Below are 15,612 nucleotides of genomic sequence, written 5' to 3' on the forward strand. Positions count from 1 at the left end.
TGATCATCCTGTCGTGGTCTGCTCTGCCAGGGCCGGCCAGTGCCAGCCCCGTCCGCTTGCTCGTTCATAGTCCGCCGCCAGTTGCAGCAGCTGCGCGTCCTGGCCGAAAGCGCCCACCAGCTGGAAGCCGATGGGCAGGCCGCCCGCCGAAGGCGGCGCCGGCAGGTTGATGGCCGGGTGCCCGCAGGCGTTGACCCAGCCGGTGTAGATGGCGTGGCCCCGCGGCCCCACCGCCTGGCCGGCGATCTCCGGCGGATACGGTTCTGCTGCCGGCCAAGGCAGCGCCGCCGCCGAGGGGGTGATGATGATGTCCACCGCCTCGAAGGCCCGGCTCACCCGCTCCCGGAAACGGCGGATGCCCTCCCAGCCGCTCAGGTAGTCCGCCGCCGACAGTTGCCGCCCCTGCCCGGCCTGGGCCCGGAAGCGCTCGGCGGCCGCCGGCTCGGCTTGTGGCAAGGCGGCGAAGATGGCCGCCACCGCCGCCGCTCCCATCATCGGCCAGAAGCGATCCACCGCCTCCAGGCCGAAGGGCAGCGCGTCCCGGGTCACCCGGTGGCCCAGCCCTTCCAGCACCGCCACCGCCCGTTCGACGCTCTCCGCTATCTCCGGGTCCAGCGGTTGTTCGCCGAAGCGCGGCACGTAAAGGAGCCGCAGCGGCCCGTTTTTGGCCGCCGGCCGGGCCCACAGGGAGCCCTGATCCCGCCGGTCGGGACCTTCGATGACGCGGTACAGCGCCTCGGCGTCCGCTGCGGTGCGCGCCAGCGGGCCCACCACCTCGAAGTCCAGCATCACCTGGGGCAGGCTGCCGGCCCGGGCCACGGCGCCGATGGAGGGCTTGAGCCCCACCAGACCGGTGTGGGACGCCGGCCGGCGGATGGAGCCGCCGCCGTCGGTGCCCAGCGCCAGCGGGCAGAGCCCCGCCGCCACTGCCGCCACGGCACCGCCGCTGGAGCCGCCCGGGGTCAGCGCCAGGTTCCAGGGGTTGCGGGTCACCCCGAACAGGGGGTTGTCGGTGTAGCCCTCCAGGGTGAACTCGGGCACATTGGTCTTGCCCAGGATCACCAGCCCCGCCGCCCGGCAGCGGGCCACCGCCAGCTCGTCCTGCTCAGGCCGGTGGCCCGCCAGCGCCCGGTTGCCCCAGGTGGTGGCCAGGCCCTCGACGTTGAGGTGGTCCTTGACCGTGAGCGGCACCCCGTCGAGCGGGCTGAGGGGGTTGCCCTCGGCCCAGCGTGCGGTGGCGGCGGCGGCGTCCTCCCTGGCGGCCGGGTTTATCGTTATCAGGGCATTGAGTTTCGGGTTAAGCCGGGCGATGCGCTCGCCCAGCGCCTCGACCACCGCCAGCGGGGTCAGGGTGCCGGCGGCGTAGGCCGCCGCCAGCTCCAGGGCGCCCAGGCGCCAGCTCTGGGTTACATCATGTTGGGCAGCCATAGGGCGATCTCCGGGAACATCATCAGGCTCAGGGTGAACAGCATCATGATCACGATAAAGGGCACCACTCCCCACATCACGTCGCTGATGTTGCCGCCGTCCTTGCGCACGCTCTGCACCACGAACAGGTTCATGCCCACCGGCGGGGTGATCAGCGCCAGCTCGCACATCAGCACCACGAACACCCCATACCAGATGGGATCCACGCCCAGGGCGGTGACGATGGGATAGGTGATGGGAATGGTCAGCACCTGCATCGACAGCACGTCCATGAACATGCCGAGCGCCAGGTAGAACAGGATCAGCAACAGCAGCAGGCCGGTGACGCTGAGCCCGAAGGAGGTGACCCAGGCGGTCAGCTCATCCACCACCCCGGTGAGGCTGATGGTCAGGTTGAGCACGAAGGCGGCGGTGATGATCAGCAGTATCATGCCGGTGATGCGCGCGGTCTGCACGAAGCACTCCTGCAGGAAGGTGAACGACAGCCGGCCCGAGCGCCAGGCGAAGTAGAGCGCCGTCATCACCCCCAGGGCGGCGGACTCGGTGGCGGTGGCCAGGCCGGTGTAGATGCTGCCCATGACGATGCCGAACACCACCGCCGGCGGGATCAGGTGGCGCGAGAGCCTGAGCTTCTCGGCCAGAGGAAGCCGCTCCTCTCGCATGCTGTTCCTGCCCATGTTGGCGAAGCCGATATAGACCATGAACAGCAGGCTGAGCAGCACGCCCGGGATCAACCCCGCCATAAACAGCTTGCCGATGGAGTTGTTGGTGAGCGAGCCGTAGATCAGCATGTTGACGCTGGGCGGGATCAGTATGCCCAGGGTACCGCCGGCGGCCAGGCTGCCGAGCGACTGGCGCATGGAGTAGTTGCGCGCTTTCAGCGAAGGCAGGGCGACGGTGCCGATGGTGGCGGCGGTGGCCACCGAGGAGCCGGAGGTGGCGGCAAACAGGGCGCAGGAGCCGATATTGGTGTGCAGCAGGCCGCCGGGCAACCGGCCCAGCCAGGCGGCCATGGCCAGGAACATCTTGTCGGCGATGCCGCTGCGCAGCAACAGTTCGCCGAGCAGGATGAACAGCGGGATGGCGGTGAGCAGGGCCTCGTTGTGCACGCTCCACACCACGGCGCCGATGGAATCCATAAAGGTCCAGTCGAATACCATGATGCCGCCGATAACCCCGACCAGGGCCATGGCCACGGCGATGGGCAGGCCCAGCAGCAGCATGCCGAGCATGGCGAAAAAGCCGATAAAGACGGTGGTGACGCTCATTTCGCTCCCTCCCCGGCCAGTGCCGGTGTCATGCCGTCGTTGGCCTGTTGCTGGCGTTGGGCAAAGTCCTCCAGCTCGGCCTTGAGCTCTTCACTCACACCCTTGGGATTGAACTCCCGGTTGAGCGCCGCCAGGTCGCCCCTGGCCAACAGCCAGCTGGCGCGCAGGCCGTAACCCAGGGCCACCAGGGCGAACACCGAAAGCCCCGCCAGCCACACCCCCTGGGGGTAGATCAGCGGCGTGGCCCAGGGGGTCTGGGAGGTGCTGCCGTAGTCCAGGGTCTCGCGCACCACGTTCAGGCAGACCCAGGCCATGAACAGCCCCAGGCCGGTCATGAACAGGGCCGACAGCCAGTTGAGCAGGCCCTGCAGCCTCGCCGGCAGCCGTTCGTGGAAGATGTCGATACGCATGTGCGCCCGCCCGAACAGGGCGATGGTAAAGGCCAGGGTGGCCCCCACCGCCAGCGCATAGCCACTGAGTTCGTCCACCCCCTGCAGCGACACCTTGAAGAACTTGCGCAGCAGGGTTTCTACCGCGATCAACATCGACAGCAGCAGAAACATGCCGCCGAAGGCCAGACTGGCCAGTTGCTCGATTCGCTTCATTTCAACCTCTCCTTGTTGCCGGTCGCGGGCGGCTACCGCCGCCCGCATCGGAGCTTACAACCCGGCGATACCGGCCAGATCCCGCTGCCAGTTGGCAGAGCAGTCGGGGTTGGTTTTATTGCACTGCTCGGCCCAGGTGGGGTAGGACACCGTCTGTACCGTGCTGGCCAGGGTGGCCAGATCCGCCTCGCTCACCGGCACGTCCACCAGCTTGTACTGGGTGCCGGTGGTACAGGGCTCGGCGCCCACGTTGCAGCGGCTGGCGTCCAGGAACAGCTCTTCCGAATAGCTCCAGATGTCCTCGCTCAGCTCGTCGAAGGCCGCCTGCAGCCGCTGCTGCTGCTCCGGGGTCAGCTTGTTCCAGGTCTTGAGGTTGATGCCGTAACCGTTCAGCGCCAGCTGGAAGCCGAGCGGCAGCATATGGGTGGTCACCTCGGGCCAGCCGGCGGAGTTGGCGGAGCTGGGGCCGGTGATGGCGCATTCGATCATGCCGAGCGCCAGGCTCTGGTGTACGTCGCCGAAGGCCACCGGCACCGGCACCCCGCCCACCGATTCCACGAACTGGGCCAGGTTCTGGTCATAGACCCGCACCTTGAGCCCCTTGACGTCCGCCAGGCTGTTGATGGGGTGCTTGCAGAACAGCACCTGGGGCCCGAAGGGCCAGACCGCCAGCAGCTTGGTGTTGAACCGCTCCTGCAGCCGCTGGTCCACCGTGTCCTGGTAGGCTTCCACTACCCGTCGGCCCTGCTGGAAGTCCGGGTTGAGCCCCACCAGATCCAGGCCAAGGATGGTCGGCTCGTCCCGGGACACCTGGGACATGCGCAATGAAATCAGGTCGAACAGTCCGGATTTCAGCACCCGCAGCTGCTCCACGTCCTTGATGCCGGTGGTGTCCAGCGGCTTGTAGTTGATGCTGAGCGGCAGCCCGGTCTTTTCCGCCAGGGTCTCGAAGAAGGGTTGCTCCTTGTTCTTCTGGATAAGGCCGGTGGCCAGGGGCTGGCCGATCACCTTGAGGTTGATGGTGTCGGCCAGGGCCGGGGTGCCGGCCAGGGTGGTGCCGAGCAGGGTGGCTAACAGTAACTTTCTCATCGTGAGGTACTCCTTCCTTGAACATGCGGATTGCATCCGGGGTGGCCCGCCCGGGGCGGACCACCGAAACGGGCTCAGCGGTCGGCGAGGAAGCGCATGGCTTCCTGCACGCCGCCGGGCTGGTGCGGCACGCCGGCACAGGCCAGCCCCATTTCCACCCCGGCCAGGGTGCCGAGCAGGGTGAGATCGTTGATGGCGCCCAGGTGGCCGATGCGGAACACCCGGCCCCTGAGCTTGCCGAGGCCGGCGCCGAGCGACATGTCGAACCGCTCCAGGATCAGCCGGCGCAGCCGGTCGGCGTCGTGGCCCTCGGGCAGCAGCACCGTGGTCAGCACCGGGCTGTGCTCGGCCGGGTTGAGGCAGAGCACCTCCAGGCCCCAGGCCTGCACCGCTCGGCGGGTGGCCTCGGCATGGCGCTGGTGGCGGGCGAAGACGTGGTCCAGCCCCTCCACCTCCAGCATATGGATGGCTTCCTTCAGGCCGTACAGCAGGTTGGTGGCCGGGGTGTAGGGGAAGTAGCCGGTGGCGTTGCTGGCCAGCATGGCGCCCCAGTCCCAGTAGGACCTGGGCAACCGGGCCTCTTTGGCGCGCGCCAGGGCCTTGTCGCTCAGGGCGTTGAAGCTGATGCCCGGCGGCAGCATCAGGCCCTTCTGGGAGCCGGATACGGTGACGTCCACCCTCCACTCGTCGTGGCGGTAATCCGCCGAGGCCAGGCCGGAGATGGTGTCCACCATGAACAGCGCCGGGTGGCCGGTGTCGTCGATGGCCCGGCGAATGTCGCCGATGCGGCTGGTCACCCCGGTGGAAGTTTCGTTGTGTACCACGCACACCGCCTGGATCTGGTGGCCGTCGTCCCGGCGCAGGCGCTCGGCGATGGCTTGCGGATCGGCGCCGTGGCGCCAGTCGCCGGGGATGAACTCCACCTCCAGCCCGAGCTTGCTGGCCAGCTCGTGCCAGAGGGTGGCGAACTGGCCGGTTTCGCACATCAGCACCCGGTCGCCTGGGCTCAGGGTGTTGACCAGCGCCGCCTCCCAGGCCCCGGTGCCGGAGGCGGGATAGATCACCACCGGGCTCTCGGTCTTGAAGATGCGCTTGATACCCGCCAGCACCACCTGGCCCAGTTCGGCGAACTCTGGCCCCCGGTGGTCGATCACCGGGTTGTCCATGGCGCGCAATATCCGGTCCGGTACCGGTGAAGGCCCGGGGATCTGCAGAAAGTGACGCCCGCTCTTGTATGACATGTCTCGCTCCTTGAACTGCCTTGATAATGGAGGTACTGCCTCCGCCAGGGGCCCGCGGGCCCGAAAACAACCTTGTCGCCTATCCCCTGACCTTGGGCTTGGCCAACTCCGGCTTGCCGCAGGGCAGGAAGCGGCCCTGGCCGGCCTGGCCCAGCACTTCGCCATCCCGCCACACCACCTGGCCCCGGCTCAGGGTCAGCACCGGCCAGCCGGTGACGGTGCGGCCCTCGTAGGGGGTGTAGTCCACATCGTGGTGCAGCCACTCGTTGCGGATGGTGACTTCGCGCTTGGGATCCCAGAGCGCGATGTCCGCGTCCGCGCCCACCGCTATGCTGCCCTTTTGCGGATAGAGGCCGTACAGCTTGGCCGGGTTGGTGGCGGTCAGCTCCACGAAGCGGTTGAGGCTGATGCGCCCCTTGTTCACCCCTTCCGAGAACAGCAGCGGCAGCCGGGTTTCCAGCCCGGGGATGCCGTTGGGGATGTAGGGGAAAGCAACCTCCTCACCGTTCGGCTTCTTGCCCTGGGGGTCTTCGTAGCGGAAGGGCGCGTGATCCGAGGAGAAGATGGTGAACAGGCCGTCTTCCAGCCCGTCCCAGATCACCTGCTGGTTGGCCTGGTCCCGGGGCGGCGGGCTGCACACGCACTTGGCACCCTCATAGCCGTCCAGCCCCAGATCCTCGGCGGTGAGGAACAGATACTGGGGGCAGGTTTCCGCATAGATGCTGATGCCGTGGCTGCGCGCCCAGCGGATCTGCTCCACCGCCTCGGCGCCGGACACGTGCACGATCAGGATGGGCACGTCCACCAGCTCGGACAGGGCGATGGCCCTGTGGGTAGCCTCCCGCTCCACCAGCATGGGCCGGGCGGCGGCATGGAAGCGCGGCGCCCTGTGGCCGGCATCCAGCAGGCGCCGGGTCAGCCAGCTGATGCAGTCGGCATTTTCCGCATGGATCATCGCCATGGCGCCCTCGGCCCGGGCCACCGCCAGCACGTCCAGGATCTGGCCGTCGTTGAGCTTGAGGTCGTCGTAGGTCATGTAGATCTTGAACGAGGTGCAGCCCTGGCGGATCAGTTCCGGCAGCTCTTCCTTCAGCACCGTCTCGGTGGGGTCGCTCACGATCAGGTGGAAGGCGTAGTCGATCACCGCCTTGCCCTCGGCCCGGCGGTGGTAGTCTGCCACCGCCGCCTTCAGCGACTGGCCCTTTTCCTGGGCGGCGAAGGGCATCACGGTCGTGGTGCCGCCGCAGGCGGCGGAGCGGGTGCCGGTGAAAAAGTCGTCCGCCATGCGCAGGCCGTCCGGCATCGGCTGGTCCAGGTGGCAGTGGCCGTCGACCCCGCCCGGCAGCACCAGCAGGCCGCTGGCGTCCAGCTCTTCCCGCCCCGGCGCCAGGTTCAGGCCCATGGCCAGGATGCGGCCGTCGCGGATCCCCAGATCACAGTCGGTGATGTCGGCTGCGGTGGCGATGCGGCCATTGCGGATCACCAGATCAAACTCGGACATGACTCCTTCCTCCTTGTCGGTTTATTGCTGCATGAATTTTGAATTTATAATTATGTATACGTAATTAATCATCCATATGCACCGCTTTCAAACCCCGGGGGGAAGTTAATGTGAAGAAGATCTCAAAATGTAAAAATTAAGTTAGATTAGGTAATGAAACGGCAGGGCTGGCATAACGGCCAATGGAACCAAAAGGAGATGAATGAGGGAAAAGTACCGGCCCGGCGAGACGCCTGGGGGCCATGTAGCTTAAAACTTAGCCACCCCCCATTCTTCCTTCGGTTGGAAGCGTTGTTGACTGCCGGCAAAGTGTAGGCTGTCGGTCAAAGGGCACTGCTCCGCCGACACGCTATGAATACCTCCCTGTACGCTCTCTGTTTCATCCCTGAAACAGAAGGTCGGCTGAGCAGTACCCGTTGACCTCCCCAAGGATCCAGTGTCGCCTGCTGGCCCCCCTCAGACGGCGTCGGGACTTGTAAAGAGGCAACAGGGATGGCCTCTTCTCTTGGCCAACTTTCAAACTGATCGGTATTCCAGGGGCGACGACAGGAGAGGGAGTGTGGGAGAAGGGGAAAAACGGGGATGCTCAGGGTCTGGCCACAGACCCTGTCGCGATGATCAGCCGAGCCGTTGCTGCTTGTCTTCCAGCTCCTTGACCAGCAGATCGCCGGTATGCATCACGTGCTCGGCCAGGATGCGGCCGGCTCGCTCGCCGTCCCGCGCTTGCAGCGCCTCCAGCAGTGCCCGGTGCTCGGCCACCGACTCTTCCCAGCGGTGATGAAAACCGATGGCCAGGTAGCGGCCACGGCTGACCCGGTTCATCAGTTGGTGGTGCAGCTGGGTCAGGGTTTCGTTGCCGGCCAACTCGATGATCAGCCGGTGGATATGCTGGTTGATCTCGAAATACTGGTGCTTGTCCTGCTCCCGGTGGTATTGCTCCAGCTTGTCCTGCAACCGGCTGAGTCGGGTCAGCTCCGCTTCGGTTGCCCGCTGGGCGGCCAGCTCGGCGGCTCGGCGCTCCAGGGAGCAGATCACTTCAAAATGTTCGCGGATTTCCTCGGGGGTAATGGTCGACACCCGGGCGCCCCGGTTCGGCTCTATGGTGACCATGCCTTCCGAGTTGAGCACCTTCAGCGCCTCCCGTAGGGGGGTGCGGGAAATATCCAGCTGCTTGCACAGCGCCGGCTCGTTGATACGCTCCCCTTCCTTGAGCTCGCCCTCGATGATCATGGTGCGGACACAATCGGCCACCTCTTCGTGCAGCGAACGACGACGCAGAGAGTTTCTCCCCAGGGAATTGATTGCTGTAGCCATCATCGTGCTCCTGTTGTTATTGCTTTGTAGGCCGCTTACCTTAATCTGTTGCCGGTAAAAGCGATACGTCCGGACCCCGCAAGGGTGATCCCGGTCTTGTTCGCCCCGGCCTGCCAGCGTGAAAGCCCCGGACCGGCCGGGGCTCTGCATTACATAATATATAATTATGGCTTAAGTGAAAATAAATTGCCCCAATTTTTGACCCGGGCGGGATCCCGGTCGGCCAGCAGCATGCCCTTCCACACCCCGGTGGACACGGTGTCGTAGATGGGAATGCCCAGCTCCTGCTCCAGATCCGCCGCCACCCGGGCACCGCGCAAATTGGTACAGAAGACGGTGATGGCGTCGCATTGCTGTTCACGGGCCACGGCGCGGATCATCTCCTCGATGGTGGCTTCGCTCACTTGTGAGAAGGAGAAGTTGCCCCTGTCGTTAAGGTGGCGTTCGGCCACGCACTCGTAGCCGGCGGCGGCATAGGTGTTGATCACCTTTTGCTGCACCTCGTGCAGATAGGGGGTGACCAGACCGAAGCGCTTGACCCCGGTGATGGCGAACAGCTCGTTCAGCGCCAGCACCGAGGTGGTGGCCGGAATGCCGGTAGCCTCGGTAATGGCCCGGCACAGGATCTCGTCGTCCTGGAATCCCCGCCAGCCGGAAGAGGTCCCGCTCCAGGTAATGGACTGCACCCTGGCATCCGCCAACAGCCGGGAGGCCTGCAGGAACGGCTCGTTGTCGAACTGGCTCAGGGCCTGGTCGGTGAGCGAGATCTCGGTCACCTTGAGCCGGCCGAAATGGGCGCTGACGCCGTTCACGCCGTGCAATATATCGGCGGTTACCGGCTCCAGGGTAGTATTGGAAGAAGGGGTCAGCACACCCAATAAAGTACGATCAGTCATCACTTGCTCCTTGTAGTCATCACATCAAGTCATCAATAACCCAGGGCGCGCGGCAGGGCCGTCACTATCCCGGGGAAAATCCAGCACAACACCAGCACCAGGTACTGCAGGGCAATAAAGGGCCAGACGTAGCGCAGCAACTGGGACATGGGGATCTTGGCGATACCGCACATCACGAACAGCAGCACCCCGACCGGCGGTGTCATCATGCCGATCACCAGGTTGAACACGAACAGGAACCCGAAGTAGAGCGGGTCTATGCCGTAGGCCAGGGCGATGGGGGCGAACAGCGGCACCAGCATGATGTAGGCCGCGTTCGACTCCAAGAACATGCCCACCACCAGCAGCATCCCCATCACCAGCGCCAGGAACAGATGGGGATTGTCGGTCAGCGCCTGGATGAATGCCGACAGCCGCAGCGGGATCAGGTCAATGGTGAACAGGAAGGTCAGCGGCGTGGCGAAAGCGATCAGGGCGCCGACCACGGCCGAGGTCAGTGCCGCCCGGAACATGCAGCCCGGCAGATCGGCCCAGGCCAGCTTGCGGGTCACCCACTTGCCGATGACAAAGGCGTAGATCACCGCGATGGCCGCGCCTTCGGTGGCGGTAAAGACACCGCCGACGATGCCGCCGATCACCACCACCGGCATCAGCATGATGGCCCCTGCCCGCCGGGTTTGCAGCAGCAGGTTCTTCAGGCTGAAGGGCTCGCCGGTGGGCGCATAGCCCTTGCGGTGCGCAATCCAGCTCGACAGCGCCATCATGCCCACCACCAGCAGGATGCCGGGCACCACGCCGGCCATGAACAGGCCGCCCACCGACACCGAGGAGCCGGCCATCAGGGCGTAGACGATCATCGCCGCACTGGGGGGAATAATGGGCCCCAGGTTGGAGGCGGACGCCACCACCGCCGAGCCGAAGCCCGCGTCGTAATGCTTTTTCATCGCCGGCATCATGGTGGTGCCGAGGGCGCTGGCACCCGCCACGGCGGCACCGGTCACCGAGGCCAGGCCCAGCCCGGACAGCAGGGTGACATGGGCCAGCCCACCCTTGACCCGGCCGACGAAGGCGTTGGCGAAGTCGATAGTGCGCTGCATCACCTGGCCGCCGACCATCAGCTCGCCCGCCAGCATGAACAGCGGTATCGCCATCAGCGGAAAGGAGTTGACCGCGTGCATCATGCGCTGGGGCATGACCGACAGCTCGATGCCGCTGTAGGCCAGGCCACCGAGGGCCGCCAGCCCGAGGGCGAAGGCGAGCGGCATGCCCAGCAACGCCAGGATCAGGAAGGTGATAATCGCCAGGGTAGTCATGAGGCGTCCTCCTTATCGGCCCAGACACGGGTGCCCTGCCAGGCCATGAACAGCAAATGCAGCAAGGCATGGCCGCAGCTCAGCATCACCGGCACGTAGAATACCGCCGCACTCAGCGGCACCGTCGGCATCATCTCGCCCCAGCCGTCGATGGCCACCAGCACCGACTGGTAGCAGACCACCACCATCAGCACGCCGCTGACCGCCAGCATCAGCCGGGCCAGCCCTTCCTGCAGCCGGGCCGGCAGCCGGTTGGTGATCACATCGATACCCACGTGGACGCCCTGCTTCAGGCCGTGGGGAATGGCGAGGAACACCGCCCATACGAAGGCCAGGCGGGACATTTCGTCGGCCCAGTCGATGGACTCGGACAAGACATAGCGGCAAAATACCTGGGCCGACACCAGCAGCACCATGGTGGCCATGCTGGTGCAGATGGCATAACGGGACAGCCCGTCCAGCCCCAGCAGGCAGCGGCGCAGGGCCGCTGCCGGCGAAAGCAAGGGGGAAGGCCCGCTCAGCATGCCGGCTTGCTCGGAATGACCGGCTTTCATGACTTCGCATCCTCCAGCACCGCATCGACCAGTTCGTCACCCAGGCGCGCTTTCAGCTCCTCGATGATGCCGGCGGTCTGCTGCTGCATCTGTTGGTAGAGCTCGGGGCTGACCTGGTTCAGTTGCATGCCGGCGGCCACCAGCTGCTCCCGGGACTGCAGATCCTCTTCCGCTGCCCTTTCCCGCTGCCACTGCACCGCCTTGGCCATGGCGTCACGCATCAGCTGCTGCTCTGCGGCGGAGAGCTTGTCGAAGCGCTTCTTGTTGGCCACTACCACGATAAAGTCGAAGAAATGGCCGGTGTCGGTCAGGTACTGCTGCACTTCCTGGTAGTTGTTCTTGCGGATGATGCTGAAGGGATTCTCCTGGCCGTCGATCACCTTTTGTTGCAGGGCGGAATAGACTTCGTTGATGCCCATGGAGGTCGGGCTGGCACCCAGGGCACGGAACGTCTTGAGGTGGGTTTCGTTCGGCTGCAGGCGGATCTTGAGGCCGGCGAAATCATCGATGGAGTCGATGGGCCTGACGCTGTTGGTGATATGGCGCGGTCCCAGCTCCATAAAGCCCAGGGCGACAAAGCCCTTGTCCGCCAGCTTGCCGTTGAGCAATTCGCCGACCCGGCCGTCGATCACCCTGAACGCGGCTTCCCTGTCCTTGAACACGAAGGGCAGGCTGACGGCTTCCAGCTCGGGCACGGTACGGGACAGGAAGGAAACACCGATCCAGGTCATGCTCAGCACCCCAGAGCGCACCTGATCCACATTCTCGGAAGCCCCGCCCAGCTGCATGGCCGGAAACAGCTGAACCTTGATATCGCCCTCGGTGGCCGTTTCCACTTCCTGCTTGAACACTTCCATCGCCAGGCTGCTGGAGTGATCGGCGGCGAAGTTGCCCGCCACCCTCAGGGTCTCGGCTCCCGCCGTCCCGGCACACAGACCGGCCCCCAGCACTATCATTAACAAACTCTTCTTAAATTTGTGACCAAAAGAGTATACATTGCTATCCATCGCCTTCTCCTTGGGTTCGATGTTGCCGTCAACATCATTATGAATTCATAATTATGTATACATCCCATTAACAAAGCTGGCAATCGCTAAATCTCTCCACAAGCTGACTGGAAAAACCAAGATAAGCATAATTAATTGAATTTAAAGTAAATAACAGAAAAAAGCAGAAGACGGGTGATTAATGAAGTGTGACCTGGATCGCAGGATGCCGGCACTGAGGATCCGGAGCCAACCAGCCATGCCATCGCGTGCAGGCATCTGGCGCAGCCGAAAACAAAAAAGCCACCCGAAGGTGGCTTTTTGTGTTTGATGGCGGAGCGGACGGGGCTCGAACCCGCGACCCCCGGCGTGACAGGCCGGTATTCTAACCAACTGAACTACCGCTCCGCATAAGCGTCTTAGTCAGCAACTAATTTGGGTGCCTGGCAGTGACCTACTTTCACATGGCAGCTGCCACACTATCATCGGCGCGGGTGCGTTTCACTTCTGAGTTCGGCATGGAGTCAGGTGGGACCACAACGCTATCGCCGCCAGGCATAAACTTTAATCCGGAAAAGCTCACCGCCAGGCATGGCGGCAATGCAGAAAATGCAGGAGCAATTCTCTGCCTGATGAATTCGTTCTCGACCTGCAAGGCCTCACACTTCTTGGGTGTTGTATGGTTAAGCCGCACGGGTCATTAGTACAGGTTAGCTCAACACGTCACCGCGCTTACACACCCTGCCTATCTACGTCTTAGTCTCAAACGGCCCTTTAGGAGGTTCTAGACCTCTGGGATGACTCATCTCGGGGCTCGCTTCCCGCTTAGATGCTTTCAGCGGTTATCGATTCCGAACTTAGCTACCGGGCAGTGCCATTGGCATGACAACCCGAACACCAGCGGTTCGTTCACTCCGGTCCTCTCGTACTAGGAGCAACCCCCCTCAATCATCCAACGCCCACGGCAGATAGGGACCGAACTGTCTCACGACGTTCTGAACCCAGCTCGCGTACCACTTTAAATGGCGAACAGCCATACCCTTGGGACCGACTTCAGCCCCAGGATGTGATGAGCCGACATCGAGGTGCCAAACACCGCCGTCGATATGAACTCTTGGGCGGTATCAGCCTGTTATCCCCGGAGTACCTTTTATCCGTTGAGCGATGGCCCTTCCATTCAGAACCACCGGATCACTATGACCTGCTTTCGCACCTGCTCGACCTGTCCGTCTCGCAGTTAAGCTGGCTTATGCCATTGCACTAACCGTACGATGTCCGACCGTACTTAGCCAACCTTCGTGCTCCTCCGTTACTCTTTGGGAGGAGACCGCCCCAGTCAAACTACCCACCAGGCACTGTCCGCACCCCCGATAAGGGGGCAACGTTAGAACATCAAACATACAAGGGTGGTATTTCAAGGTCGGCTCCACGGCAACTGGCGTCACCGCTTCACAGCCTCCCACCTATCCTACACATGTAGGGTCAATGTTCAGTGCCAAGCTGTAGTAAAGGTTCACGGGGTCTTTCCGTCTAGCCGCGGGTACACCGCATCTTCACGGCGAATTCAATTTCACTGAGTCTCGGGTGGAGACAGCGTGGCCATGGTTACACCATTCGTGCAGGTCGGAACTTACCCGACAAGGAATTTCGCTACCTTAGGACCGTTATAGTTACGGCCGCCGTTTACCGGGGCTTCGATCAAGAGCTTCACCTTGCGGCTAACCCCATCAATTAACCTTCCGGCACCGGGCAGGTGTCACACCGTATACGTCCTCTTGCGAGTTTGCACAGTGCTGTGTTTTTGATAAACAGTCCCAGCCACCTGGTCACTGCGACTGGCTCAGGCTCCATCCGCGAAGGACTTCACCCGCTCCAGCGTACCTTCTCCCGAAGTTACGGTACTATTTTGCCTAGTTCCTTCACCCGAGTTCTCTCAAGCGCCTTGGTATTCTCTACCCGACCACCTGTGTCGGTTTGGGGTACGGTTCACACACATCTGAAGCTTAGAGGCTTTTCCTGGAAGCAGGGCATCAATGACTTCGTCACCGTGGTGACTTCGTCTCAGGTCTCAGCATTGTGCGTCCGGATTTGCCTAAACACACTGCCTACACCCTTTCACCAGGACTACCAACGCCTGGCCCATCTAGCCTTCTCCGTCCCCCCATCGCAATGTGTGTCAGTACGGGAATATTAACCCGTTTCCCATCGACTACGCCTTTCGGCCTCGCCTTAGGGGCCGACTCACCCTGCCCCGATTAACGTTGGACAGGAACCCTTGGTCTTCCGGCGTGGAGGCTTTTCACCCCCATTATCGTTACTCATGTCAGCATTCGCACTTCTGATATCTCCAGCATGCTTCACAACACACCTTCGCAGACTTACAGAACGCTCCCCTACCACTCATGCAATGCATGAATCCGCGGCTTCGGTGCCTAGTTTAGCCCCGTTACATCTTCCGCGCAGGCCGACTCGACCAGTGAGCTATTACGCTTTCTTTAAATGATGGCTGCTTCTAAGCCAACATCCTGGCTGTCTGAGCCTTCCCACCTCGTTTCCCACTTAACTAGGACTTGGGGACCTTAGCCGGCGGTCTGGGTTGTTTCCCTCTTCACGACGGACGTTAGCACCCGCCGTGTGTCTCCCGGATAGTACTTACTGGTATTCGGAGTTTGCATGGAGTTGGTAAGTCGGGATGACCCCCTAGTCCAAACAGTGCTCTACCCCCAGTAGTATTCGTCCGAGGCGCTACCTAAATAGCTTTCGGGGAGAACCAGCTATCTCCCGGTTTGATTGGCCTTTCACCCCCAGCCACAGGTCATCCCCTAACTTTGCAACGTTAGTGGGTTCGGTCCTCCAGTTGATGTTACTCAACCTTCAACCTGCCCATGGCTAGATCACCGGGTTTCGGGTCTACTCCTAGCAACTCAACGCCCAGTTAAGACTCGGTTTCCCTACGGCTCCCCTATACGGTTAACCTTGCTACTAAAAGTAAGTCGCTGACCCATTATACAAAAGGTACGCAGTCACCGAACAAGTCGGCTTCCACTGCTTGTACGTGCACGGTTTCAGGTTCTATTTCACTCCCCTCACAGGGGTTCTTTTCGCCTTTCCCTCACGGTACTGGTTCACTATCGGTCAGTCAGGAGTATTTAGCCTTGGAGGATGGTCCCCCCATGTTCAGACAGGATATCACGTGTCCCGTCCTACTCGATTTCACAGCAAGGGCGGTTTGGTGTACGGGGCTATCACCCACTACGGCCGGCCTTTCCAGGACCGTTCCACTACCACCCAAGCTGCTTAAGGGCTGGTCCCCGTTCGCTCGCCGCTACTAGGGGAATCTCGGTTGATTTCTTTTCCTCGGGGTACTTAGATGTTTCAGTTCTCCCGGTTCGCCTCGTGACGCTATGTATTCACGCC

11 protein-coding genes, 1 tRNA gene and 2 rRNA genes (1 of these 14 running past the window's edge) are annotated in these 15,612 nt (G+C 62.7%); all 14 read right to left on the bottom strand.

What is annotated here, in order from left to right; genetic code table 11:
* Positions 1-3: 3 nt before the first annotated feature.
* On the bottom strand, positions 4-1,428 hold the full coding sequence (locus tag ACEVBK_RS16350) for an amidase (RefSeq protein WP_375055960.1): 1,425 nt from the start codon (positions 1,426-1,428) through the stop codon (positions 4-6).
* A complete protein-coding gene (locus ACEVBK_RS16355; protein WP_375055961.1) occupies positions 1,407-2,696 on the bottom strand; it encodes a TRAP transporter large permease in 1,290 nt (429 codons plus the stop codon). Before ACEVBK_RS16355 ends, ACEVBK_RS16350 begins: the two co-directional genes overlap by 22 nt.
* Positions 2,693-3,301 (bottom strand): TRAP transporter small permease subunit, encoded by a 609-nt coding sequence (locus tag ACEVBK_RS16360; protein ID WP_094041089.1) that lies wholly within the window; start codon positions 3,299-3,301, stop codon positions 2,693-2,695. Before ACEVBK_RS16360 ends, ACEVBK_RS16355 begins: the two co-directional genes overlap by 4 nt.
* Positions 3,302-3,355: 54 nt before the next feature.
* Positions 3,356-4,390, bottom strand: a complete 1,035-nt coding sequence (locus ACEVBK_RS16365; RefSeq protein WP_375055962.1) for a TRAP transporter substrate-binding protein — start codon at positions 4,388-4,390, stop codon at positions 3,356-3,358.
* 74 nt (positions 4,391-4,464) lie between these two features.
* On the bottom strand, positions 4,465-5,631 hold the full coding sequence (locus ACEVBK_RS16370) for a pyridoxal-phosphate-dependent aminotransferase family protein (RefSeq protein ID WP_375055963.1): 1,167 nt from the start codon (positions 5,629-5,631) through the stop codon (positions 4,465-4,467).
* A gap of 79 nt (positions 5,632-5,710) precedes the next feature.
* Positions 5,711-7,132 (bottom strand): dihydropyrimidinase, encoded by a 1,422-nt coding sequence (gene hydA / locus ACEVBK_RS16375; RefSeq protein ID WP_375055964.1) that lies wholly within the window; start codon positions 7,130-7,132, stop codon positions 5,711-5,713.
* Between the two features lie 618 nt (positions 7,133-7,750).
* Entirely contained in the window at positions 7,751-8,449 is a 699-nt protein-coding gene (locus ACEVBK_RS16380) for a GntR family transcriptional regulator (RefSeq protein WP_375055965.1), read from the bottom strand.
* A 161-nt stretch (positions 8,450-8,610) separates the two neighbouring features.
* Positions 8,611-9,342, bottom strand: a complete 732-nt coding sequence (locus ACEVBK_RS16385; protein WP_375055966.1) for an aspartate/glutamate racemase family protein — start codon at positions 9,340-9,342, stop codon at positions 8,611-8,613.
* 32 nt (positions 9,343-9,374) lie between these two features.
* On the bottom strand, positions 9,375-10,655 hold the full coding sequence (locus ACEVBK_RS16390) for a TRAP transporter large permease (RefSeq protein ID WP_375055967.1): 1,281 nt from the start codon (positions 10,653-10,655) through the stop codon (positions 9,375-9,377).
* Positions 10,652-11,209 (bottom strand): TRAP transporter small permease, encoded by a 558-nt coding sequence (locus ACEVBK_RS16395; protein ID WP_375055968.1) that lies wholly within the window; start codon positions 11,207-11,209, stop codon positions 10,652-10,654. The genes ACEVBK_RS16390 and ACEVBK_RS16395 overlap by 4 nt, the downstream gene beginning before the upstream one ends.
* Positions 11,206-12,216: a TRAP transporter substrate-binding protein gene (locus tag ACEVBK_RS16400; protein WP_375055969.1), complete on the bottom strand. Its 1,011-nt coding sequence runs from the start codon at positions 12,214-12,216 to the stop codon at positions 11,206-11,208. The genes ACEVBK_RS16395 and ACEVBK_RS16400 overlap by 4 nt, the downstream gene beginning before the upstream one ends.
* A 310-nt stretch (positions 12,217-12,526) precedes the next feature.
* Positions 12,527-12,603 (bottom strand) — tRNA-Asp (locus tag ACEVBK_RS16405).
* A gap of 33 nt (positions 12,604-12,636) precedes the next feature.
* Positions 12,637-12,751 (bottom strand): 5S ribosomal RNA (rrf, locus tag ACEVBK_RS16410).
* A gap of 123 nt (positions 12,752-12,874) precedes the next feature.
* Positions 12,875-15,612 (bottom strand): 23S ribosomal RNA (locus ACEVBK_RS16415) (it continues 152 nt past the right edge of the window).

Origin of the sequence: Zobellella sp. DQSA1 (assembly GCF_041950555.1) — a bacterium.
Classification (GTDB): Bacteria; Pseudomonadota; Gammaproteobacteria; order Enterobacterales; family Aeromonadaceae; genus Oceanimonas.